We start from the raw sequence: 20,910 nt of genomic DNA, 5'->3' as shown, positions 1-20,910 counted from the left end.
TTCGGGTCGGGGCGGCAGCCGCTGGCCGGCCGCAGCGTGCATACTAAGGAGTATTAGCACGCGTCGCGTGTTATCGGGGAGCCCGCCGTCCACTGCCCGGGAGTGCCAGTGCGTACCAACGACGCCCAGATGCTCGTCCTGTCCGTGCTGGCGGACGGTCCGCTGCACGGCTACGCCGTCAACACCGCGATCGAACGGATGACCGGCGAGAGACTCGGCCGCGGCAGCCTGTCCAGCGCGCTGACTCGGCTGCGCGGCAAGGGATTGATCGAGTATCTGGACGGAGAGGGCAGGCGACGCCCGATGCGCCTGACCGTTGCCGGCCGTGAGACGCTCGAAGGCGAGATCGAGGCCCTCGCCCATGTCACGGGGCGCATCTTCGAGACCGTGGTCCCCGAGAAGACCGCCTACCAGGATCGGCTCGCCACGACCGATCTCGCGCGCTCCTACAAGCAGGCCGCACTCGACGCGCTGGCCGTCCAGCCAGGCCACCTCGTCCTGGACCTGGGCTGCGGCCCGGGCACCGACCTCGGTGCGCTGGCACGCGCGGCAGCACCCGCAGGGAGGGTTCTGGGAGTCGACTCCGACCCTCGGATGACCCGTCAGGCGCTGACCCGAATCATCGACCTGCCACACGCCGGTGTGCTGACGGCCGACGTGCACGCGCTGCCGTTCCCCCCGTGCTCGGCGGACCGGGTACGCACCGACCGCGTGCTCCAACACGTGGCCGACGTCCCCAGGGTTCTGGCGGAGGCACTGCGGGTCCTGCGCCCAGGCGGCCGACTCGTCATGGCCGAGCCCGACTGGGACTCGCTCGCGGTCGACCACCCGGACCTGGACGTCGCCCGGGCGTACACCCGCCATATCACCGACCGGATCGTGCGCAATGCCGTCGTCGGGCGGCAACTGCCCCGACTCGCCGAGCAAGCAGGATTCACCGTCACGTCAGTCGTCCCGGTCACCTCGGTCTTCCGCGAAGTCCGTGCCGCCGACCAGGTCCTCGGTCTCCAGCGCAACACCGAGCGCGCCGTGGCCGCCGGCTACCTCACCCGTCGGCAGGCCGACGGGTGGCTGGACCAGCTCGTACGGAGTCCGTTCTTCGCTGCGGTGACGCTCTATGTCGTCACGGCGGAGGCCCCCGCGCGGGCCTGACCCGCCTCGGCGCTTCCGGTCGCCTCCGCGCGCCCGTCACGCGACGCAGGCTGCCCCGGAACGGTCACCTTGGCCGGGCCGAGCCGGTTGCCCGTGTGCGGCTCGGACCCCGGCCCCGGGCGGCCCTTGCGGCACCGGGTGGCCACCGCCTCTGCCGACCGTCTCTGCCGACCGTTCCTCGGACGGCACCACCTCGCGCAGCTCCCCGGCCGGCCACTCCGCGAGCCGGGCTCGGTGCGTGTGCTCCACCATGCACTCGGAACCCGAACCTGCTGAGCCGCGTACGCCACCGCCGGTGTCGGGATCTCCGAGACGCTCTCCGGGTGCCGGGCCTCCACCTCGAAGAACTCCAGCAGCAGCGCGAATCCCGGCCGGTTCGCCCCGGACCTGCTCCGCGGGCGCTTCTCGTCGTCCGGCAGTGTCCAGAGCTCGATCGGGGCCTCCGGCTCGCAGTCCTGACGCACGCTCACTCCCTTCGAGATCACCATGAACGCCACCAAGGTGACGGGGCCAGATCGGAGAAGGCGCGAAGACGGCCGAAGTCAGGACGATCACACCCCGAATCGGCTGCCGAGAGAGCTACTTGTCACCTCGCGGCGGCTTCGGGAGCACAGAGCCTTGAGGGACAGGGCGGTTGCGCGGGGGAAGGCGGTGTTGCCGTTGTGCCCGCCGGGGAAGGCCACGGGGGCGGTGCCCAGCAACTCGGCCAGGGCGAGCGCACATCGGTAGGTGTGGACGGTCGGCCGGGTGGTCCGGCCGACGGCCGGGACGATCCGCGTCCCCGAGTGGGCTGCGGCGGGGGCGAGGTGGGCCGGGTCGAGGCGGTCCGAGGTGACGGCCGTGAACTCCGTCCCGATGAAGAACCCGAAGTTGGCCACCCGACGGGGCGTCATCGGCTGAGGGGTGAGCCCCTCCTCGGTGCGGTCGTGGGCCGGGTCGATCCCGAGGTGCCGGGCGATCGCCGGGAACGCCGCCGCGGTGCCCCCGGCCGCGAACGCGGCCTGGATGGCCGCCAGTTCCGCCTTGTGCTCCGCGCGGTCCGCCGGTGGCAGGAGGTTCGGCATCACGGGCTCGTGGGCGATCAGCGTGCTCAGTACACCCGGGTGGCGGGCCACGACCTGGAGGCCGATCGCGGCGCCCATGCTGAACCCGGCCATCGAGGCCGGACCGTGGGCGACTTCGGCGAGCAGCCGTGCGACGTCGTCGGCGTGGTCGGCCATGGTGACGGGGTCGGTGGGGTCGTCGAGGGTGCTGCGCGAGAGGCCTCGGCGGTCGTAGGTGACGACGGTGAAGGCGTCGGTCAGGTGCGGGACGAGATCGACGGTGCGGTCCGCGTCGCCCTCGCCGCTCTGGGCGAGGAGGAGGACGGGACCGCTGCCCTTGACCTGGTAGTGCAGAACGGCGCCGGGCACGGTGAGGGTCCGGGCGGTGGAGTTCGCGAGCGTGGCCATGGCGGTGTGCCCCCTGGATGTGTCGGCGGTCGGCTTCTCCGTCCGCCGCCATGACGATAGAGCATCTAAATAGATGGATCAAGATAGATGTATTGATTGAGATGCATCTATGCGGATGTATTCTTGCCGGCATGAACGGAGTCGAGCTGTTCCTCCTCGGTCGCACCCTCATGAAGATCGGCGAGCAGGCGATGCCGCGACCGGAGGCCGAGGCGGGGGCCGAGACGGCGGCACGGGGGTCGGTCCGCTCGGTGCTCGTCACGCTCGGCGACGTCGTGGCGCACCCGGGGGCGACGGTCGGCGAGATCGCGGCCCGCACCGGCCTGCCGCAGAGTCAGGTGTCCACCGCGGTGGCCCGTTTGGTGGAGGCCGGTTCCGTGGAGACCGAGCCCGACCCCGGGGACCGGCGACGCCGACTCGTCCGCCCCACCGAGGAGCCCTCCGCCCGGGTGGCCGAGGTCCGGGCCGCCGGTATCGACGCCGCGCTCGCCGCCGCACTCGGCGGCACCGACGGCGCCGGGCCGGACCCGACGGTGATGCGGGAGGTCGCGGACGCCCTGGAGGTCCTCTCCCGCCACCTCACCCCGGCCGCCGCCGCCCGGGCCCGCTGACCCCACGAGGACCCGTCCGTACGGCGGCGGGCGGCGGGCGGTGGGCGACGGCGACGTCCGCCGGGACTTGGCTCCTGTGCTCGCAACGGCGAAGGGCGGCAGGGCGATCGGTCGGAGCTCGGTGCCGGTGGGACGGGAATCACCCCGTGGGCTGCCGGTTCCGTGCCCGCGTTCGTGCCCGTGCCCGTGCCCTCGTTCGTGCCCGGTCCGGGGCTCCGGGCCCGGGGCCTTCGATGCCTGCGGATCAGCCGCAGCATCCGCGACGCCACCCACCGGCGCGTCCGCGTCGGCGCCTGTATCCGGGCTGCGTCCGGGCCACGTCCGGGCCGCGTCCGGGGCCGCGCCGACCCCGGCCCGGTTGGCCTCGCGTCAGACCGTCGACTCGCCTCCCACCAGGGCGGGGACTGTCCTGAGAAGGTCCCGGAGGCGCTCGGGCGGGATGACCCGGACGGGGACGGTTCCGGCGTCGATCAGGAGGCTCAACTCCCTTCGGCGGGAGGGGCGCCGGGCCTCCCGGAGGCGGCGGGTCGCGCGGCGGGTGGCGCCGGGGCGGTGGAACGCGGGGGCGGGAGCGGGGTCGGGGCTGCCAGTGCCGTCTGCGGTGTCTGTGGCGTCGGCGGCGTCGGTGCTCACGATGACCAGTTCGGTGACCCGGTCGGGGTGGGCGGCAGCATAGTCCAACGCCACTGCGGCGGTGGCCTGGTGGGTCACCAGGACGGGGCGCGACCGAACCGGCGCGAGCAGTTCCCGGAGCCAGTCGGCCTCGGGGGCCTTGGTGGGGGAGGAGCGTCCGAGCCCGGGGAGGTCGGCGGTGAGTGTCCGGGAGTCGTGGTGGGCGGTGGGGTCCGCCCAGGCGCCCGTGTCCGCGGCCGGGCCGGGGAGCAGGACGTAGTGGGGGGTCCGGCGGTCCCCATGGAGGTAGGTGCGACTGCCGGCGACGTCGGCGAACCCGCCCGCCGCCCCGGTGTGCGCGGAGGCGGGGCCGACGGCGGTGGGTGCGGCGGAGGCGGGTGCGGCGCCGAAGCCGTCGGCCACCAGACGGGTGGCCCAGCGGCGCAACAGGTCGGCGACGGGCGGGTGGTGGAGTCCGGCGGCCTCGGCGAGCCGGTCGGCCGAGGCGGTGTCGTAGGTGTCCTCGACGAGGAAGGTGAGGGTCTCCGGATCGGCGCCGGTGAGGGCCGTCGGCAGGCGCCTGACCAGGCCGACGGGGACGAGTCCGCGGGGCGCCGGAACGCCCAGGTGTTCGGCGATCAGGGCGATCAGCGCGGGCAGCGGCGGTGTGGCGGGGTCGAGGACGGTGTGGGCGTGGGCCGGTCCGTCGTCGAACTCCGGTACGGCGGCCAGGAAGCGGGCCAGGTGGTCGACCGCGACCACCGGCAGGAGGGTGCGCGCCGTCCCGGGCAGGAGCGGGAGGCGGCCGGACCACAGCTGGCGGACCAGCTCCGCCAGGCCCAGGTACTGCCCGGCCTCGCCGGTGGCCGAATGTCCGATCACACTGCTGGGGTTGACCGTGGTGAGCGGCACGCCCAGTTCGGCGGCCGTGACGCGGACGGCGGCGTCGCCGAGCTGCTTCGACGCCTCGTACGCGCCGAGCCGGGCGTAGAGCGCGTCGGCCTCGGCGGGCGGCAGCGGGTGGCGGGGTGCGCCGCCCCGGCCGACCCGGTACCCGGAGAGGTGGACGAGCCGCCGCAGGTGCGGTCGACCGGCGGCCCAGTGGAGTGCGGTGAGTGCGCCGTCCACGTTGGCGGCGTGGGCCTCGGCGCGGTCGAGGCCGAAGCGGTAGAGGGCGGCGAGGTTGTGGACGTCGCGGACGCCGGCGAGGCGGGCGTCGTCCTCGGGTGTCAGGCCCAGGCCGGGGAGGGTGAGGTCGGCGGCGACGGTGGTCAGGGTGCGGTCGTCGGCGCCGTGGACCCGGAGCCAGCCGCGGAGCTCGCGGTCGCGCGGGGACCCGGCACCCGTGCGGACCGCGGCGGCCACCGGCTCGCCCCGGTCGAGGAGTTCGAGGAGCAGCCAGCGGCCGAGGAAGCCGGTGGCCCCCAGGACGAGGGTGCGCGGCGGGTGGTCGGCCGGGGCGATGTTTGCTTGCTGGGGCTGGGGCGGGTTCGGGTTCGGGTTTGGGGCGCCGGCCAAGGTGGGCTCCTTTTCAGTGGACCGGTCTACATAAATCTGTAGACCGGTCTGCATATTTTTCGGGCATGGCGGAAGGTCGGGGCGGATGAAGGAGGAGTGGTCTGTGTGCTGGATTCAGTAGACCGGTCTGTATATTTTTTGGCAAGAGGTCTGCGGTGGCGACGGAGGATGGCGACGGAGGACGCGGCATCCGGCCGTGCCCCTTGCCGACGGACGCGCCGACTGGTCGTGGGCGTCCTGGTCACCCTGTCCTGCCAGGCCCGCCCCGTGGCTCGGATCCCCCGGCCCCGACGGCCGCCGCCTGAAACCGGCCGGGCAGCAGGGGGCACGCCGTGCGGCGGCCGCAGGCGGGGCGCCCGGCGAATGCGGGCACGGCCGGGCCGGGTACGGTGGCCGCTGTGGACGATCACTCGGGACCTCAGGCCGTGTCGCCGGAACTGTTCGGCCTCGGTGGCGACTGGCTGGCCGTCACCACCGGCGAGTCGGGGGCCTTCGTCTTCCGCAGTGCGGACGGCGCCCGGTACGCCAAGTGCGTACCCGCCGTGGACGCGGCCGACCTGACGGCCGAACGCGACCGGATCGCGTGGCTGGGCGACCGGGGCGTACCGGGCCCGCGCGCACTCGACTGGTACGACGGCGATGCGGGATCCTGCCTGGTGACCGGTGCCGTCCGCGGCGTGCCCGCTGACCGGGTGTCACCCGAGGACCTGTGGAACTCCTGGGAGGGCATCGCGGACGCGGTCCGCAGTCTGCACGAGCTGCCCGTGGCGGAGTGCCCGTTCCAGCGGGACCTGGACGCCATGGTCGCCCTGGCGCGCGACGTCGTCGCCCGTGAAGCCGTGAACCCGGAGTTCCTCCCGGACGAGCAGCAGCACACGCCCCCGACCGAGCTGCTGGCCCGCCTGACCTCGCAGGTCCCCCGCCGACGGGACCAGGAGGCCGAGGACGCCGTCGTCTGCCACGGGACCTGTGCCTGCCCAACATCGTGCTCGACCCGCAGAGCCTGGACGTGTCGGGCTTCATCGACCTGGGCCGCCTCGGGCGGGCGGACCGGCACGCCGACCTGGCGCTGCTCCTGGCCAACGCCCGGGAGACGTGGACCGACGAGGACCGGGCACTGGCCGCGGACGCGGCGCTCGCCGAGAGGTACGGCGTCGCCCTCGACCACGACCGCCTGCGGTTCTACCTCGACCTCGACCCGCTCACCTGGGGCTGACCCGGCCGAGGCCCCCTCGACCACGGACCGGCCCGACTCGTCACGGCTGCTGCCCTCGGGCGGCACTGCGCTGCGCGCCGGACCGGCGGGAGTCGTGGTCGGTCGGCATTCCGACGACGGCCTGCGGCGCCGGGGCCGGACGCCGGGGCCGGACGCCCGCCAGCCACCAGGCCGCGCCTGTCCGCTCATTCGTCCAGCCGTCAGCCCGTCAGCCCGTCAGCCCGTCGGACCGACGCCCGACGCCCGGCGCCGGGCGAACCCAGGCGGAGCCTCCCGAACGGGCGGGACGCGCCAGGTCAGGGCATCCGGCAGAGCGGGCGGGCCCGCAGCGGCGGCAGCCGGTCACCCCGGCGGCACCCGGAATCCGACCCCGACCCGCCGCCGGGCTCACCCGTCCCGGAGACCGTTGATCGAAGGTCCGCGCACAGGCCTCGCCGGAACGGCGGACAAGCTCGCCGCATCGACCTGTGCCCGTCGACCGTGTGCCGACCCGCGTGTGCCGATCTCCGCGTGCCCGGACGAGCGTGCCGGGACGCGCGTGCCCGGGTCACGCCACCGGGGTCACGCCACCGTCCCTGCCCCGCTCCACCGTCCCTGCCCCGCTCCGCCGTCCCTGCCCCGCTCCGCCGTCCCTGCCCCGCGCCGCCGTCCCTGCCCCGCGCCGCCGTGCCCGCTTGGCGCCCGTACGCGACCGGCCGGTCGTCCAGGAACCGCCACGGGACCGACGCCGAGCCCCAGTTCAGGCGATGAGCAGGCGAAGGCCCAGATCCGCCGCGTCGAGGTCGGCGATGTCGCCGTTGCGCTCGGCCCACCGACCGGAGTCGAGGTCGTCGGCGAGGCTTCGCACCGCCCGCTGCTCGGCCTCCGGCCCGACCCTCGTCCACACCGACATCGCCCGGCGCACATGATCCTCCAGGTACGCCCCCGGCCGGCGCCAGTACGCCTCGAACAGGCCGTCGGCGCAGTCCCACGGGACGGGCACCGGCTCGGCGCGGGCGCCGATCGCGTCGGCCATCCCGGCGAGCGAGGGGAATCCCGCGAGGACGCCGGAGAACTCGGGCAGGTAGTCGCGGGTGAGCCAGAACCGGTCCTGCCATCCGGGCTCGTCGGTGTCGAACGTGAGCACCACCACGCGGCGGGCCACGCGCCGCATCTCGCGCAGCCCCGCCAGCGGGTCGGCCCAGTGGTGCACGGTGGAGACGGCCATCGCGACGTCGAAGGAGTGGTCCTCGAACGGCAGGCTCTCCGCGGCGGCGGCCACGCACGGCGCCGAGCCGGGGGGCCGCTGCCCCCGCATGACCGCCGACGGTTCCACCGCGGTCACGTGTCGATCGGCGGGTTCGTAGGAGCCGGTTCCGGCCCCGACGTTCAGCACCGTCCGAGCGTCGCCGAGCGCGTCCCAGATCTGCGCGGCGATCCGCGGCTCGGTGTGGCGTGTCGCGGTGTAGGCGCCGCCGATCGCGTCGTACAGCCGTGCACCGAGCATCTCCAACTGCTCCTCCGGTGTCACCTTCAGTCCCTTCGCCCGTGCTTCCAGTTCCCTGTCGATGGCGGCCACCATGGCGTCGGCGCGGTCGCGCCGCTCCAGCACCAGGCCGCGCAGTCGGCGCAGGTGCGCGACCGCGTCGGCGGTCGGGTCGCCGACCAGCTCCGCGACCTCCCGCAGCCCGAAGCCCAACCGCCGGTAGGCCAGCACCTCCCTCAGCCGTTCGACGTCGCCCGCCGAGTACGCCCGGTATCCGGCCGCGGTCCGCGCGGACGGTCGGACGAGCCCGATCTCGTCATAGTGATGCAGCGTGCGGACACTCACGCCGGCCAGCTCGGCCACGTGTCCCACGGTCCAGTGATCATCCACGGCACCGACTATGCGGCCTGACGCCGCGTGAGGGTCAAGAGCCCCGCTCCCGGCCGACGCGAACGGCCGCCCTGCGCAGGGGGAACTTCCGACGGAGACCCCCGGTGACTCTCCCCGGCCGCAGCGGACGGAGGCGCCGTCACTGTGTGAGGGCTGACCCGGCCGGTCGTGACGGGTCCGGCGCCGGTGTGCCGCGGCGGCCCTCGCCGTGACAAGCCTCGGGGCATGTCCGAACCGAGGGGTTCCCGTCGTCCGGTCAGGCTGCCGGGCTTCCGGAGGACGTCCGGGGGCTCGGGCGTGCCGGTGCGTGCCGCACCGGCCGTGGTCCGCCACGGGTGTCCGGCCGGGGTCCGGCGCACGGTCCGGTGCCGCTCCGGGGGTGAGGTGGCCGGATACGGCGGCGGGCGGGCGCCGTGGTGGCGCCCGCCCGCGGCTCGGACGGCCCGTCGGTCAGCCGGCGCGCTGCGGGGTGAGGCCCGCGCGGGCGGCGTCGGCCGGCTTCGCGGTGAGGAGGTGGCGCACGGCGTGCGTGGCGTCGGTCAGCGGCGCGGGGGAGTGGCGGACGCGGGCCAGCAGGACCGCGCCCTCCAGCAGGGCGAGCGCCTGGCCGGCGGCGACGTCCGCCTCCGCGGGGTCGAAGCCCTCGGCGGTGAGGCGTTCGGCGAGGACGCGCTGCCAGCCCGCGTACACCTCGACGCAGACCTGACGGAGCGCCTCGTTGCTGCCGGCGACCTCCAGGCCGACGGTGGCGATCGGGCAGCCCTTGGTGTAGCCGGACTCGGCGAGGCGGTCGGCGAAGGCCCGGGCGAGTCCGGCGACGACGGTCGCCGCGTCGGAGCCCTGGCGGGCGAGCGAGGCGAGCAGTTCCTCGATCTCCTGGCCGGCCTGGGTCAGGGCGGCGGTCACCAACTGGTCCTTGCCCTCGGGGAAGTGGAAGTAGAGCGACCCGCGCGGTGCGCCGCTCTCCGCCACGACCTGGTTGAGGCCGGTACCGAAGTAGCCCTGTGCTTCGATCAGGCCGCGCATACCGGCGATCAGCCGGGCACGGGTCTCCTCGCCTTTGACTCCCATGCGGAAAACAGTAGACCGGTCTGCATATTTTGTCGAAGGGTCGACGACACGGTCCGGCCTCGGGCTGAGGCGTGCTCCGAGCCGTGGTCGGCGTTCCCGTCGGCACCCACCGTCGGCCTCGGGCGACCTGCGGCACCGCCACCCGGCGTCACCCACGGGACCGGGGGAGTGGCCGCCCCGCGCCCTCGGACCGCCACGGCCCGAGGGCGCACGCAATGGTCACGAACGGTTCCCGGGGAAGCGGTTTCCGGAACGGTGACCGTCCCCTAGCGTGCCGGACATGACACAGAGTCACCACACCGCCCCCGGCCGCCCGTCCACCGGTTCGCAGCCCGCTAACCCCGGGAGCGGGGCCCGGACCTCGTCCCACCACCGGCGCGAGCTCCGGGCGAGCGCCGGCCGGCACACCAGCCTGCTCGCCGCCGTCGTCGCGTCCGCGCTGGGCCTCGGCACCGTCGCACTGAACGCCCCGAGCGCCTCCTCGGCCGAGCCGCCCGCCGCCATCGCCTCCGCCACGTCCGACCCCGCCGCCATCGCCTCCGCCACGTCCGACCCGGCCGCCGCCGCCACGGCCGCCGCCGCCACGGCCGCCGCCGCCACGGCCGCCGCCCCCGCACCCGGTCAGACCGTGGTCGAGGAGAGCTTCTCCGGCACCGCCCTCCCCGCCGGCTGGGCCGCCGTCGAGGGCGACTGGAAGGTGGAGAACGGCCGGCTGGTCGGCGTGTCCGCCAACTCCGGCCAGCAGAGCCGGATCACCTTCGGCCGCCACCTCGCCGACTTCCGCATCGAGGCCACCGCCCGCTTCGAGTCCGTCGTGGACGGCGCCCGCTGGACGGCACTCGGCCTGGACGTCCCGGCGAGCGGCGTCACCCCCTGGTCGATCGCCACCATGCGCTCCGGCACCACCGCCGCCAACGGCCTGGAGTTCGCCCAGCGGACCACCGCCGGCAGCTGGCTCGTCACCGACACCGCCGCCGCCCCGACCGCCGCCGGCACCGGCCGCGACGTGCGGATCGCCGTCGAGGTGCACGGCGCCACCGCCCGCTGGACCTTCGACGGCAAGGAGGCCCTGCGCACCACCCGGGTCGCCCGCAGCGCCGACGGCGGCCAGGCGCTCCTGGTCAACGGCTCGAAGGTGTCCTTCGACGACCTCAAGGTGACCGCGCTCGCGCCGAACGGCTGGATCCGGCCCGCCGGCGCGCCGCTCACCGTCTTCGCCCACCGCGGTGCCTCCTCCACAGCGCCGGAGAACACCCTGCTCTCGGACGAGGTCGCCCGCCGCGGCGGCGCCGAGTGGATCGAGAACGACGTCCAGCCGAGCAAGGACGGCGTGCCGTACGTCCTCCACGACGACACCGTGGACCGCACGACCGACGGCAAGGGGCGGATCCGCGACCTGACCTCCGCCCAGCTGGACGCGCTGGACGCCGGGGCCTGGTTCGGCCCCGCGTACGCGGGCGCCCGGGTGCCGACCCTGGCCGCGCAGCTCGACGACCTGCGCACCCGGGGCGGCGGCCTGCTGCTGGAGATCAAGGGCCGGCACAGCCGTGACGAGGTCGCCCGGATCGTCAAGGAGGTGCGCGACCACGGGATGGCGGGCCGCGTCTTCGTCCAGAGCTTCGAGGTGGACGCCCTGCGGTACACCCGCGAGCTGGCGCCGGAGCTGCCGCTCGGTCTGCTGCGCAGCGCGCTCGACGCCGACCCGGTGGCGATCGCCGGGGAACTCGGCCTGACCGCCTACAACCCGTCGGACGCCGCCGTCGCCGACCGGCCCGGCATCGTGAAGGACCTGCACGCGGCCGGCGTCGCGGTCAACGTCTGGACGGTCGACTCGGCCGCCCGCTGGAAGGCCCTGGAGGCCGTCGGCGTCGACGGCGTCATCACCAACCGCCCGGCCGAGCTGGCCGGCTGGAACTCCGCCCTCCAGCAGGGCGGCACCGTCGCGCCGCCCGCCGCGCCCACCGTGGCGATCACCTCGCCCGTGGCCGGCGCCGTCCTGGACCGCGCCCAGCAGCCGGTCGCCGCGGTCCAGTCGCGCGGGGCCGACACCGTCCGGCTGACCCTGGACGGCGCCGCGCTCACGCCGGGCACGGCGCTCGACACGACGGCGCTCGCACTCGGCCGGCACACCCTGCGCGCCGAGGCGACCGGCCCCGGCGGCCGGGCCGAGACCACCACCGAGTTCACCGTCTCGGCCACGCCGACCGGCCTGGCCGCACTGGTCCTCACCTCGGGCGCCGACCGCAACGCCGTCGCCACCCTGACCGTCATGCTCGGCCAGGGCCAGTACCAGCCGCTCGCCCGGTGGGCCGAGGACCAGTCCGGCCGCACCGTCCCGGCCGACCGCGCCCGGCTGATCGCCGCCGACGCGCGCGCGATCGACGGCACGGCACCCGCCCGGGGCGGCCAGGGCTGACCCGCACCCGGGGCTGACCCCCGCCCGCCGTTCCTGCGCCCCGGCGGGCGGACCGGGGCGCCCCCGGCCTCACCTGCCCGCGGCCGCCCGGACCCGCGGTCACCGTGCCGACTACCGGGCCCGACCGGCGTCCGGCATCGCGCCGCGCGGCGGCCGGCGCCGCGCTCGCGGCGGAGGTGTGCGGGGCCGGGCGCGGGTGCACAGGCCCTGTCGCCGGCCCCGGGATCCGGCCCGTCTGCCGGAGCGGACCGGCCACCGCGGACTCCGCCGCGCTTTCACGACGACCGGCAGGACCGGTCGTCGCACGGCGACGGACGGAGCAGCCCCGGCCGGGCGGGAGGCGCTTCGGCCCCCGGCGGAGATGAGCCCTCGCGCTCGGCTCCGCCGGGGGCCTGTGGATGTGCCGAAGGGGTCAGGGACGGCCGAGGGCGCGGACGGTCCAGCCGGCCGCGCGCCAGCGTTCGGCGTTCAGGGTGCCGCGGGCGTCGATGACCTTGGGGACGGCGATGTGCCGGGCGAGGTCGGCCGGGTCGGCGTCGGAGTACGCGGGCCAGTCGGTCAGGTGCAGCAGCAGCCCGGCGCCGGTGGTGGCCGCGGTGGGGTCGTCGGCGTAGTCGAGCTGGGGGCAGGCCTTGCGGGCGTTCTCCATCGCGGCGGGGTCGTGGACGGTGACCTCGGCGCCGGCCCGCTGGAGGGCCTCGGCGACCGCGAGGGCCGGGGAGTCGCGGATGTCGTCGGTGTTCGGCTTGAAGGCGGCGCCCCAGACGGCGATCCGCTTGCCGGTCAAGGTGCCGCCGAGCGCCTCGCGGGCGAGTTCGACGGTGCGCTCGCGCCGGCGCCGGTTGATCTCCGCGACCTGGCGGAGCAGGCCGGTGTCGGCGCCGAGCTCCTCGGCGCGGTGGGTGAAGCCGGCCAGGTCCTTGGGCAGGCAGCCGCCTCCGAACCCGAGGCCGGGCCGCATGCCCTCGGCTCCGATCCGGTGGTCGTAGCCCAGGGCGAGGGCGATCTGCCGGACATCGGCACCGGTCTTCTCGCAGAGCTCTGCCATCGCGTTGATGAAGGAGATCTTGGTGGCGAGGAAGGCGTTCGCGGCGCCCTTGATCAGTTCGGAGGTCGCGATGTCGGTGACGATCAGCGGCGTGCCGGCGGCCAGGATGTCGGCATAGACGGTCCGGAAGGCGGCCTCGCTGCCGGTGTCGCCGTCCTCGACGCCGAGCACGATCCGGTCGGGCTCCAGGGTGTCCAGGACAGCGAAGGACTCGCGCAGGAACTCCGGCGACCAGGCCAGACGGGCGCTTGCCCCGTCGCGGACGTGCTCGTCCAGGGTCTGCCGCAGCCGGGCGACGGTGCCGACCGGGACGGTGGACTTGCCGATGATCAGCGCGCCATCGCCGAGCCGCGGGGCCAGCCGGCGGACGGCGCTGTGGAGGTGAGTGAGGTCGTAGGCGCCACTGCCGTCCTGCTGGGGGGTGCCGACGCCCAGGAAGTGGAGGTCGGCAAAGGCGGCGGCCTCGGCGTAGGAGGCGGTGAAGTGCAGGTCGCCTGCGGCGGTGTGCTTGGCGAGCAGGTGGTCCAGGCCGCGCTCGACGAACGGGGCCTGGCCCTTGTTCAGCGCGTCGACCTTGTCGGTGTCGGTGTCCATGCCGAGGACCTGGTGGCCGAGCTCGGCCATCGCGGCGGCGTGGGTCGCGCCGAGGTAGCCGCAGCCGATCACGGTGAGCTTCACGAACGTGTCCTTCCAAGGGGTGGGGCGCTGCCCGCCAGGCGCCCCCCTGGGGTCGGAGGTGTCAGGTGCCCGGCTCGGCGGCGAGGAAGCGGTGGATGCCGTCGCGGATGAACGGCGGGATGGTCAGGGCTGGCAGGTGCTCGGGGGCGAAGAACCGGAGCTTGACGCCTTCGGCCAGTGGGAGCGCGGTCTCGTCGCCGTCCCAGTAGGCGGAGAAGAAGGTGATGACCTGCCCGGATCCGTGCTCGTCGTGGATGTCGAAGAGCCGGCGGAGGTCGTCGACGCCGAGGCCGGCTTCCTCTTCGAGCTCACGGTCGATCGCCACATGGGGAGGCTCGCCGGGGTCGCATCCACCTCCGAGGAGGCTCCAGTGGCCGGGCCAGGCGATGCCCGGGACGTCGTCGCGCAGGTGCAGCAGGAGCTTGTCGCGGAAGTTCGTGATGATTGCGACGGCGCCCCGAGCCTGGGCGGTGGACGGATTCTCGGGAAGGGGGTCCATGTGCTCACCGTAGTGAGCCGGCGGTTCGTCATGCCGCCTCCGCCAGCCTGTGGTCGGCAAGCCAGGCGGCGGCCATGAGGGCCTGCATGCGGGTGCGGTCGAACCGGCCGCCGGGCCTGAGGCCACCGGCCAGCAGCGGGTGCAACCCGAGCGGCGCCCGTTTCAGCGCCGAACTGATCCGGTCGGTCGCCCAGGGCTCCAGTGGGCCGGACAGCCAGCTCGGGACCGGGGAGGCGAAGCCGAGCTTGTCCCTGCTGCCCCAGACCTCCGGGGGCAGGCCGAGGCCCTTCGCCGCGTCCCGCAGGATGCGCTTCCCGGCCGCCGGGTCGGAGATCTTGTGCTCGATGGGCAGTCGGTAGGAGAACTCGACCAGGTCCCGCGCCAGGAACGGTGAGCGCCGCTCCAGCGCGAAGGCGGAGGCCAGCTTGTCGGACGTCATCACCAGCGGTCGCCAGGCGGTCGCCAGGTCCGCCAGCGTCAGCCCGCGGGCCAGGTCCCCGTCTGCCCGGCGGAGGGCGTCGGCGACCAGCTCGCGGAGACGTCCGTCCGGATCCTGCCCGCGCAGGACCAGGCGGACGATCGCCTCGGCCGGCTCCAGCTGCCCGCCGTCCTCGTTCAGGACCTTGGAGGCCAGCGGACGGTAGGCCTCCAGCCCGGCGCCCAGCACCGCCTCCGGCCCGAAGAGGACGAGGGCGTGGCGGACGTAGCCCATCAAGAACTCGTCCGGCCCCAGCCCGCCGACCACGACGCGGATGCCGCGTTCGGCGATCGCCCGGTAGGCCATGTGCTCGGAGAAGGTGGACGCGTTGCCCATCGGGTAGTCCAGCGCGTGCATGATCTCGGGCAGCGTGCGGGTGAAGTCCTGGACTGTCGGCTCGATGACGATCAGCTCGGCGCCGATGTCGCGGGCGACGACAGCCGCGGTCGCGGACTCGTCCAGGCGGTCCTGGCCGGGATAGCGGACCGTGACGCAGAGCCGGGGCCGCATCAGGTAGGCCAGCACCGAGGAGTCCAGCCCGCCCGACAGCAGCAGCGCGAAGTCCGATCCGGGTGCCCGCATCGGGATCCGGTCGGCCAGCAGGGTCGAGAACCGGGCGAGCGCGGTGCTGTAGTCGCCCTGCCAGGGCTCCAAGCCCTCCAGTCGCCACCAGGTCTGCTGAGCGAGCGAGCCGGTGGCAACGTCGAAGGCCAGCAGCCCGGCCGGCGGGAGGAGCTGGATGCCCTGGAACGGGGTGTCGACGCCGGTCGGCGTCTCGATGCTGAGCATTTCCGGGCGGACGACCAGCGGCGCGGTGCCGTAGCCGGTCAGAGTGGTGACCTCGGAGGCGAACGCGAGGCGCCCGCCGTCCAGGCGCCAGTAGAGGGGCTTCTCGCCGAGCCGGTCCCGGGCCAGAAACAGCCGGCCCTCACGTGGATCGTAGGCGGCCAGGGCGAACATGCCGTCGAAGGCGCCCAGGCAACCGGGGCCGAGCTTGGCCCAGGCCCGCAGGACCAGGTGGGCATCGGTCTCGCCGGGCTCCAGGCCGATGCCCCAGGCGGCGGCAACCTGCCGGTAGTTGTAGATCTCGCCGTTGAAGGTGAGGACGATGCCGCTGACCGGGTCCGGGTAGGGGCCGGGATCGGCGGCGGTGTCGACGATCAGCAGGGTGTTCATGGACAGCACCGCCCGGCCGTCGGCCGAGGTGAGGTGCCGAGTGCCGTCCGGTCCGCGGTGGTGCTGAGCGAGCCCCATCGCGGCGACGGTGGTCTGGTGGCGGACGGCGTCGGCGCCGGCCAGTCCTGCGATTCCGCACATCTGGTTGTCACCCCCGAGCGTGAATCGGTGGTGGCCCCGCCGGGAGGTCGGTCCCAGGTCCCGGCGGAGGCCCGGAACACCAGGCAACCGTCTGGCGGCCGGTGCGGGCAGGGCTCGCAGGGGGGCTCACGACTTGCGAATGCGGTTCACTGCTGGCAGTGAAGGCAATACCCTCGGTGATCCGGCCTCGGTGCCGGGCGTACGACTTCTTGTGCCCAGCCGAGTACGACTCCCCGTGCCCAGGCGGGGAACGGATTGAAGGGGACGCTGTGGCGTCGACCACCCGCCGGACCAAGCCGCCGAACGACGCGCTGGCCCGGATGATCGAAAAGTGCGAGGGCGCCAGCCATAACTGATCGTTTCAGAATGATCTCTGGAGTCGTCGGAGGCAGATGATGCTGGCGGCGAGTTCGAGGAGTCCTTGGTGGAGGTCGGCTCGGCGTTCGTAGCGGGTGCGCAGTCGTTTGAACTGGTGGAGCCAGGCGGTTGGGTCGGCCGCGCGGCGAGGTGCCTGCCCGTGGCAGGTCCTTTTCCGCGCGGCCTCCCGCCGAACCGGACATGACGGTTTCCCTGTCATCCGGCTCTCCAGTGATCACGGCGTGAGTGATCGGGCCGTTCGCGCTTCGTGGATGCGGTCATGGCAGGCAGTGCAGGCCACGAGGGTCTTGCGCCGCCGGTCGAGCATGACGCGCGCCCAGTCGGACGGCGGCCATCCGGCACGGGCGAGATCGGCAAGGGCTCGGACGTGATGCACCTGGACATCACCGGTGGCCCCGCAGACCTCGCATGTGTCCGCCAGGAGCCTGGTGATCAGCTCCTTCTGCGGATAGTCCACCCCGACAGGCCGACGGTCGACGACCTTCGCCGATCGCTGCTGCTGGAGAGGGATTCCACCGAACCGTGCCACCAGCGGCTGCCTGTTCTTCCGCTCGATGTGGGCCTCGAAGCAGACTCGGGGCCCGTTGGGTGTGTCGATTCTGGCCTTGTGCTTGGCGGCCATCTTCGTCACGGTCGAACGGTGCTTGGCCGCAAGGGTCTTGAGCATGGATGTCTCCATGACCCATTGCAGGCGGTGCAGCCGGAAGACGTCTCCGGCGAGCAGGTAGTACTGGACGATGCCCCGGTAGACGGCCCCGAACGTGGCGACGATCGCGTGATCGCTGCCGTTGGTCAGTTCCGTTCGCTTCGCGGGCTTGCCGCAGGCGAGGTAGGGCTCGCACTTGGCCTTGATCACGTCCCTGGGGACGCGAAGGGCGATCTGACCGTTGACCCTGCGGTAGCGGCCGGTCTTCTTCGTGTCGTTGTGCTGGGTCGTGATCTCGTAGCCGAGAAACCGCGCCGCCCGGGTTCGGGCGTGAGTGACCAGCGTCTTCTCCCGGGAGAGTTCCAGCTTGAGTTCGTCACGCAGGAATTCCGCCAGGCGATGCTTGATCTGCTCGGCCTCGGCTTTCGGTCCGGTGAATCCGAGGAGGTGGTCGTCTGCGTAGCGGACATAGCGAAGCCTGCGATATGACGGGTCGTTGGGATCCGCACTCGGCAGGCTCACCATCCGCTGACGCAGTATCCGGGCCTGGACCCGGTCACCGCGCCGGCGGGCTTTCGCCAGCAGCTTCTGCAACTCCAAATACGCCGGGTTGCGAACCCGGCGCTCTCCACGGGTGTACTCCGGGATCAGAACCTTCTCAACGAACTCGTCCAACCGGTGCAGGTATATGTTGGAAAGGATCGGGGAAGCCACTCCGCCTTGCGGCGCTCCGGAGAGCGTGGCACCCCATTTCCAGTCCTCCAGGTATCCGGCTGTCAGCATGTTGCGCACCAGCCGCAGGAACCGCTGGTCACGGATCTTCTCGCCGAGGATCGACAGCAGGACCTGGTGATCCAGGCTGCCGAAGCAGTCGGCGATGTCCCCTTCGACGAACCAGGAAGTCCCGGTCCAGGTGTGGGCCACCTCCCGCAGTGCGGTGTGGCAGCCCCGTCGGGGACGGAATCCATGAGATCGGTCGGAGAACGTCGGCTCGTAGTACGCCTCCAAGAGCAGGCGGACCACCTCCCCGACGAGCTTGTCCGACCAGGTCGGCAGCCCCAGCGGACGCGTGGTCCCGTTCTTCTTCGGGATGTGCACGCGCCTGACCGGCCGGAAGCGGTAGCGCTCGTGGCGCATCGCCTCGATGATCCGGTCGATCTTCCGCTGGGACATGCCGTCCACGGTTTCCGGCGTGGCCCCGGGCGTCATTGCGCCGTGGTTGGCGTAGATGCGACCGTAGGCCAGCAGATACAACTGCGGGTTGAACAGCTGTCGATACAGTTCGTCGCACGGCAGATGGCGCCTGCCGCGCTCACGCAGGACACCCAGCACCGTTGCGGCGCTCTGCATTTCGCATACCTCCCCATATCCGGGTGTCCGAATCACCTGGCCCCCTTCGCCCTGCGGACGGCTTTCCCGCCCTCCCCGGCCGGGCGTGACTCCGGCGACTACTACGGGGCCTCCGTCGCCATAGGACTCGCGTCCCGTAGGCGATCCCACGTTCGTCCCTGTCTGTACGTTCTAGCGCGACTTAGGCGTCCCACTCATCTCCTTGAATGTCCTCGCTGGACATCGCTCCGAACCCCGGAAGTTGCACCAGGCCAACAATCGAAACCGGTGCAGGGTCGGCGTCGGTTTCAGCTGTCTTTCCGACGGATGGGAACTTGCATCTTCTGGAGATTGGGCTTCAAACAATCCAGTCTTCGCCATATCGCACGGGCCGCCCGCTGCACCGTCCCTGGCAACTGGGCCCGGTCACCGGTTTCCTGACATGCTCTTGTCCCCTTCACCTTTCGGATCCAGGTGAGTCATCCGGCCCAGGAACCTCCTTCCGAGTTCCTCCCGGCTGAGCCGGGGATACAAACAGAGCGCCTCGTGGCGCACAAGGTCCGCTCGACGACCCAGCGGGTGCGACCGAGCCCGGACCCGTGGGCGACGCCGCGGCGCGCGATCAGGGGCTTGATGCCTCGCTTCCACAGGAGGCGGCGGTACTTGTCGAAGTCGTAGCCGCGGTCGGCAAACAGCCGCCGGGGCCTGTTGCGAGGTCTTCCGCGCAGGCCCCGGATGCGGGGTATCGCGTCCAGGAGCGGGATCAACTGCGTGACGTCGTGTCGGTTTCCGCCGGTCACCGACACGGCCAGCGGGGTGCCGTGGCGGTCCACGATCACATGATGCTTTGAACCCGGCCGTCCTCGGTCGACGGGCGAGGGGCCAACGTGATCCCCCCTTTGAGCGCCCTGATGTGGGAGCCGTCGATCGCGCAATCGTCCATGTCCAGGCCGCCGTTGGCCCGAAGCTCAGCCAGCAGGGCCTCGTGCAGCTGTGGCCAGACGCCGGCCTCGGTCCAGTCCCGCAGGCGACGCCAGGCAGTCACTCCTGAGCAGCCCACGGCGTCCGCGGGAACGTCGCGCCAGGCGACACCGGTTCGCAGCACGTACATCACACCCGCAAGCGCCGCCCGGTCCGGAACGCGCAGTCGCCCGGGATAGCGCCGACGCCGCGCGGGAGCGGGTGGCAGCAGCGGAGCCACACGCTCCCACAGACCGTCCGGAACAAGATCAGCACGCACCCGCACACCCTGCCGACCAAGATCGCCTGAGCGCAAGACCTTGAGCCCAAGTCATTCTGAAACGATCAGTAAGTCGCTGGCCCATCGTGTGAACCAGCTGGCCCATGTGGCCGGGCTGACCACGACGTACACGCATACCTCGGTCGCGAACTGGTGCCGCCGGGGCATGGTCCCCGACTGGCCGGTGCCCAAGCTGTTGGCCCAGGCGATCGGCGAACGGCTCGGCAGGTCCGTGCAGTTGGCGGAGATCGGTATGGCGGATGCGCAGACACCGGACGCCGCGGCGGGGTTGGATTTCCCGCGAGACCCCGCCGACGCCGTGCGCGTCGCCACTTCGTTCTGGAGTTCCGTGAACCGCCGCGACTTCCTCGCCGGATCCGGGTTCGCCGTTGCCTCGTTCACGACGCCGGTGACCCGGTGGCTGGTGAGCCCGGCCGATGACTCCTCCGCCCATCGTGGCAGCGGCCGGGTCGGCGCCGTCGACCTTGCCGAACTGCGGGAGGCGGCCGACGACGCCCGGCGGTGGGACTCGAAGTACGGCGGCGGGAACTGGAAGGCGAACTCGGTGACGGCGTGCCGGCAGGAGCGGGCGGTGCCGCTGCTGAACGGGTCGTTCGGCGACGAGGTGGGCCGTGAGCTGTTCTCGGTCACCGCGGAGCTGTCCCGCCTGGCAGGCTGGACCGCCTTCGACGTCGGTCAGCACGAGGTCGCCCAGCGACACTTCATCCAGGCACTCCGCCTTGCCCGGGCCGGCGGTGACGTGCAGCTCGGCTGCTATGTGCTCACCACGATGGCGATGCAGACCCTGCTGCGGGGCTTCGCCAGTGAGGCCGTCGACATGACCCAGGGCGCCTTCGAGCGGGCCAAGGGCCAGGCCGCCCCCAGGGTCCTGGCGTTCACCAAGCTCATCGAGGCGCGGGCCCATGCCCGCGACAACGACGCCAGGGCGGCCTCGGCCGCGCTGACCGCCTCCGAGAGCCTGCTCGGCCGGGCCCGCGACGGCGGCGAGGAACCGGCGTGGATCGACTTCTATCACCACGCCCGGCTCTCCGCCGACGCTGCCGAGGTGTTCCGCGACCTGCGGAAGCCGAAGGAGGCGCTCGTCTGGAACGCGCAGGCCGCGGCCATGCGACCGGGCGTGTTCACCCGCTCGGTGGGCATGCGCCTGGCGATCGTGGGGACCGCTCACCTCCAGGGCGGCGATCTCGACCAGGGGCTGCGACTCGGTCACCAGGCCGTCGACATCCTCGCCCGCGTCCAGTCCAGCCGGGCCCTGGACTACGTCCGCGAGTTCAACGCCGCCCTCACCCCCTGGCGCCGCGAGACGGCCGTCCGCGACTTCGTCCACCGGACCCGGCACGAACTCGGCGTCGCCGCGTGACCCGCACCTGCCGT

The 20,910-nt window shown here is 73.0% G+C and carries 12 protein-coding genes and 3 pseudogenes; 5 read left to right on the top strand and 10 right to left on the bottom strand.

Annotated elements, in window-relative coordinates; genetic code table 11:
- The first annotated feature begins 108 nt into the window (after positions 1-108).
- Positions 109-1,152: a methyltransferase domain-containing protein gene (locus tag OG550_RS01765; protein ID WP_327673730.1), complete on the top strand. Its 1,044-nt coding sequence runs from the start codon at positions 109-111 to the stop codon at positions 1,150-1,152.
- A 551-nt stretch (positions 1,153-1,703) separates the two neighbouring features.
- Here OG550_RS01765 and OG550_RS01760 read toward each other — a convergent pair.
- Positions 1,704-2,603: an alpha/beta fold hydrolase gene (locus OG550_RS01760; RefSeq protein ID WP_327673728.1), complete on the bottom strand. Its 900-nt coding sequence runs from the start codon at positions 2,601-2,603 to the stop codon at positions 1,704-1,706.
- Positions 2,604-2,734: 131 nt separating this feature from the next.
- Here OG550_RS01760 and OG550_RS01755 point away from each other — a divergent pair, with 131 nt between their 5' ends.
- The gene (locus OG550_RS01755; protein WP_327683638.1) at positions 2,735-3,214 is read left to right on the top strand and encodes a MarR family winged helix-turn-helix transcriptional regulator; all 480 of its coding nucleotides are present in this window, start codon (positions 2,735-2,737) and stop codon (positions 3,212-3,214) included.
- A 369-nt stretch (positions 3,215-3,583) separates the two neighbouring features.
- Here OG550_RS01755 and OG550_RS01750 read toward each other — a convergent pair whose 3' ends face one another.
- Positions 3,584-5,344: an SDR family oxidoreductase gene (locus OG550_RS01750; protein ID WP_327673726.1), complete on the bottom strand. Its 1,761-nt coding sequence runs from the start codon at positions 5,342-5,344 to the stop codon at positions 3,584-3,586.
- Positions 5,345-5,742: 398 nt separating this feature from the next.
- Here OG550_RS01750 and OG550_RS01745 point away from each other — a divergent pair.
- Positions 5,743-6,560, top strand: a pseudogene (locus tag OG550_RS01745) (APH(3'') family aminoglycoside O-phosphotransferase).
- A gap of 739 nt (positions 6,561-7,299) precedes the next feature.
- Here the strand turns inward: OG550_RS01745 and OG550_RS01740 are convergent.
- Both OG550_RS01740 and OG550_RS01735 read right to left on the bottom strand, forming a co-directional pair.
- On the bottom strand, positions 7,300-8,397 hold the full coding sequence (locus OG550_RS01740; RefSeq protein ID WP_327683637.1) for a MerR family transcriptional regulator: 1,098 nt from the start codon (positions 8,395-8,397) through the stop codon (positions 7,300-7,302).
- Positions 8,398-8,865: 468 nt separating this feature from the next.
- Positions 8,866-9,486 (bottom strand): TetR/AcrR family transcriptional regulator, encoded by a 621-nt coding sequence (locus OG550_RS01735; protein ID WP_327673725.1) that lies wholly within the window; start codon positions 9,484-9,486, stop codon positions 8,866-8,868.
- A 280-nt stretch (positions 9,487-9,766) separates the two neighbouring features.
- Here OG550_RS01735 and OG550_RS01730 point away from each other — a divergent pair, with 280 nt between their 5' ends.
- The gene (locus OG550_RS01730) at positions 9,767-11,902 is read left to right on the top strand and encodes a glycerophosphodiester phosphodiesterase (RefSeq protein WP_327673723.1); all 2,136 of its coding nucleotides are present in this window, start codon (positions 9,767-9,769) and stop codon (positions 11,900-11,902) included.
- 412 nt (positions 11,903-12,314) lie between these two features.
- On the opposite strand, the gene OG550_RS01725 is transcribed toward OG550_RS01730, so the two are convergent.
- The 6 genes and pseudogenes from OG550_RS01725 to OG550_RS01700 form a co-directional block, all read right to left on the bottom strand.
- Positions 12,315-13,628: a UDP-glucose dehydrogenase family protein gene (locus OG550_RS01725; RefSeq protein WP_327673721.1), complete on the bottom strand. Its 1,314-nt coding sequence runs from the start codon at positions 13,626-13,628 to the stop codon at positions 12,315-12,317.
- Between the two features lie 61 nt (positions 13,629-13,689).
- Complete coding sequence (locus OG550_RS01720; protein WP_327673720.1) at positions 13,690-14,127, bottom strand: NUDIX domain-containing protein; 438 nt, start codon at positions 14,125-14,127, stop codon at positions 13,690-13,692.
- A 28-nt stretch (positions 14,128-14,155) separates the two neighbouring features.
- Positions 14,156-15,922: an asparagine synthetase B family protein gene (locus tag OG550_RS01715; RefSeq protein WP_327673718.1), complete on the bottom strand. Its 1,767-nt coding sequence runs from the start codon at positions 15,920-15,922 to the stop codon at positions 14,156-14,158.
- Between the two features lie 361 nt (positions 15,923-16,283).
- Positions 16,284-16,406: pseudogene (locus OG550_RS01710) on the bottom strand (IS5/IS1182 family transposase); the annotation flags it as partial.
- A 108-nt stretch (positions 16,407-16,514) separates the two neighbouring features.
- A complete protein-coding gene (locus OG550_RS01705; RefSeq protein WP_327673716.1) occupies positions 16,515-18,296 on the bottom strand; it encodes a reverse transcriptase/maturase family protein in 1,782 nt (593 codons plus the stop codon).
- A 536-nt stretch (positions 18,297-18,832) separates the two neighbouring features.
- A pseudogene (locus tag OG550_RS01700) lies at positions 18,833-19,515 on the bottom strand (IS5 family transposase); the annotation flags it as partial.
- Between the two features lie 88 nt (positions 19,516-19,603).
- Between OG550_RS01700 and OG550_RS01695 the strand changes: the two are divergent.
- Positions 19,604-20,896, top strand: a complete 1,293-nt coding sequence (locus OG550_RS01695; protein ID WP_327673714.1) for a sporulation protein — start codon at positions 19,604-19,606, stop codon at positions 20,894-20,896.
- The last annotated feature ends 14 nt before the right edge of the window (positions 20,897-20,910 follow it).

Source organism: Kitasatospora sp. NBC_00458 (genome assembly GCF_036013975.1).
GTDB lineage: Bacteria > Actinomycetota > Actinomycetes > Streptomycetales > Streptomycetaceae > Kitasatospora.
Note: the sequence above shows the minus strand (reverse complement) of the source record. Positions and strands in the feature narration are given on the sequence as shown.

What these genes read in the sequence shown, in the direction of transcription:
- OG550_RS01760 (WP_327673728.1), bottom strand. Translation starts at nt 2,603, where the DNA reads ATGGCCACGCTCGCGAACTCCACCGCCCGGACCCTCACCGTGCCCGGC.
- OG550_RS01755 (WP_327683638.1), top strand. Translation starts at nt 2,735, where the DNA reads ATGAACGGAGTCGAGCTGTTCCTCCTCGGTCGCACCCTCATGAAGATC.
- OG550_RS01735 (WP_327673725.1), bottom strand. Translation starts at nt 9,486, where the DNA reads ATGGGAGTCAAAGGCGAGGAGACCCGTGCCCGGCTGATCGCCGGTATG.
- OG550_RS01730 (WP_327673723.1), top strand. Translation starts at nt 9,767, where the DNA reads ATGACACAGAGTCACCACACCGCCCCCGGCCGCCCGTCCACCGGTTCG.
- OG550_RS01720 (WP_327673720.1), bottom strand. Translation starts at nt 14,127, where the DNA reads ATGGACCCCCTTCCCGAGAATCCGTCCACCGCCCAGGCTCGGGGCGCC.
- OG550_RS01715 (WP_327673718.1), bottom strand. Translation starts at nt 15,922, where the DNA reads ATGTGCGGAATCGCAGGACTGGCCGGCGCCGACGCCGTCCGCCACCAG.
- OG550_RS01705 (WP_327673716.1), bottom strand. Translation starts at nt 18,296, where the DNA reads ATGCAGAGCGCCGCAACGGTGCTGGGTGTCCTGCGTGAGCGCGGCAGG.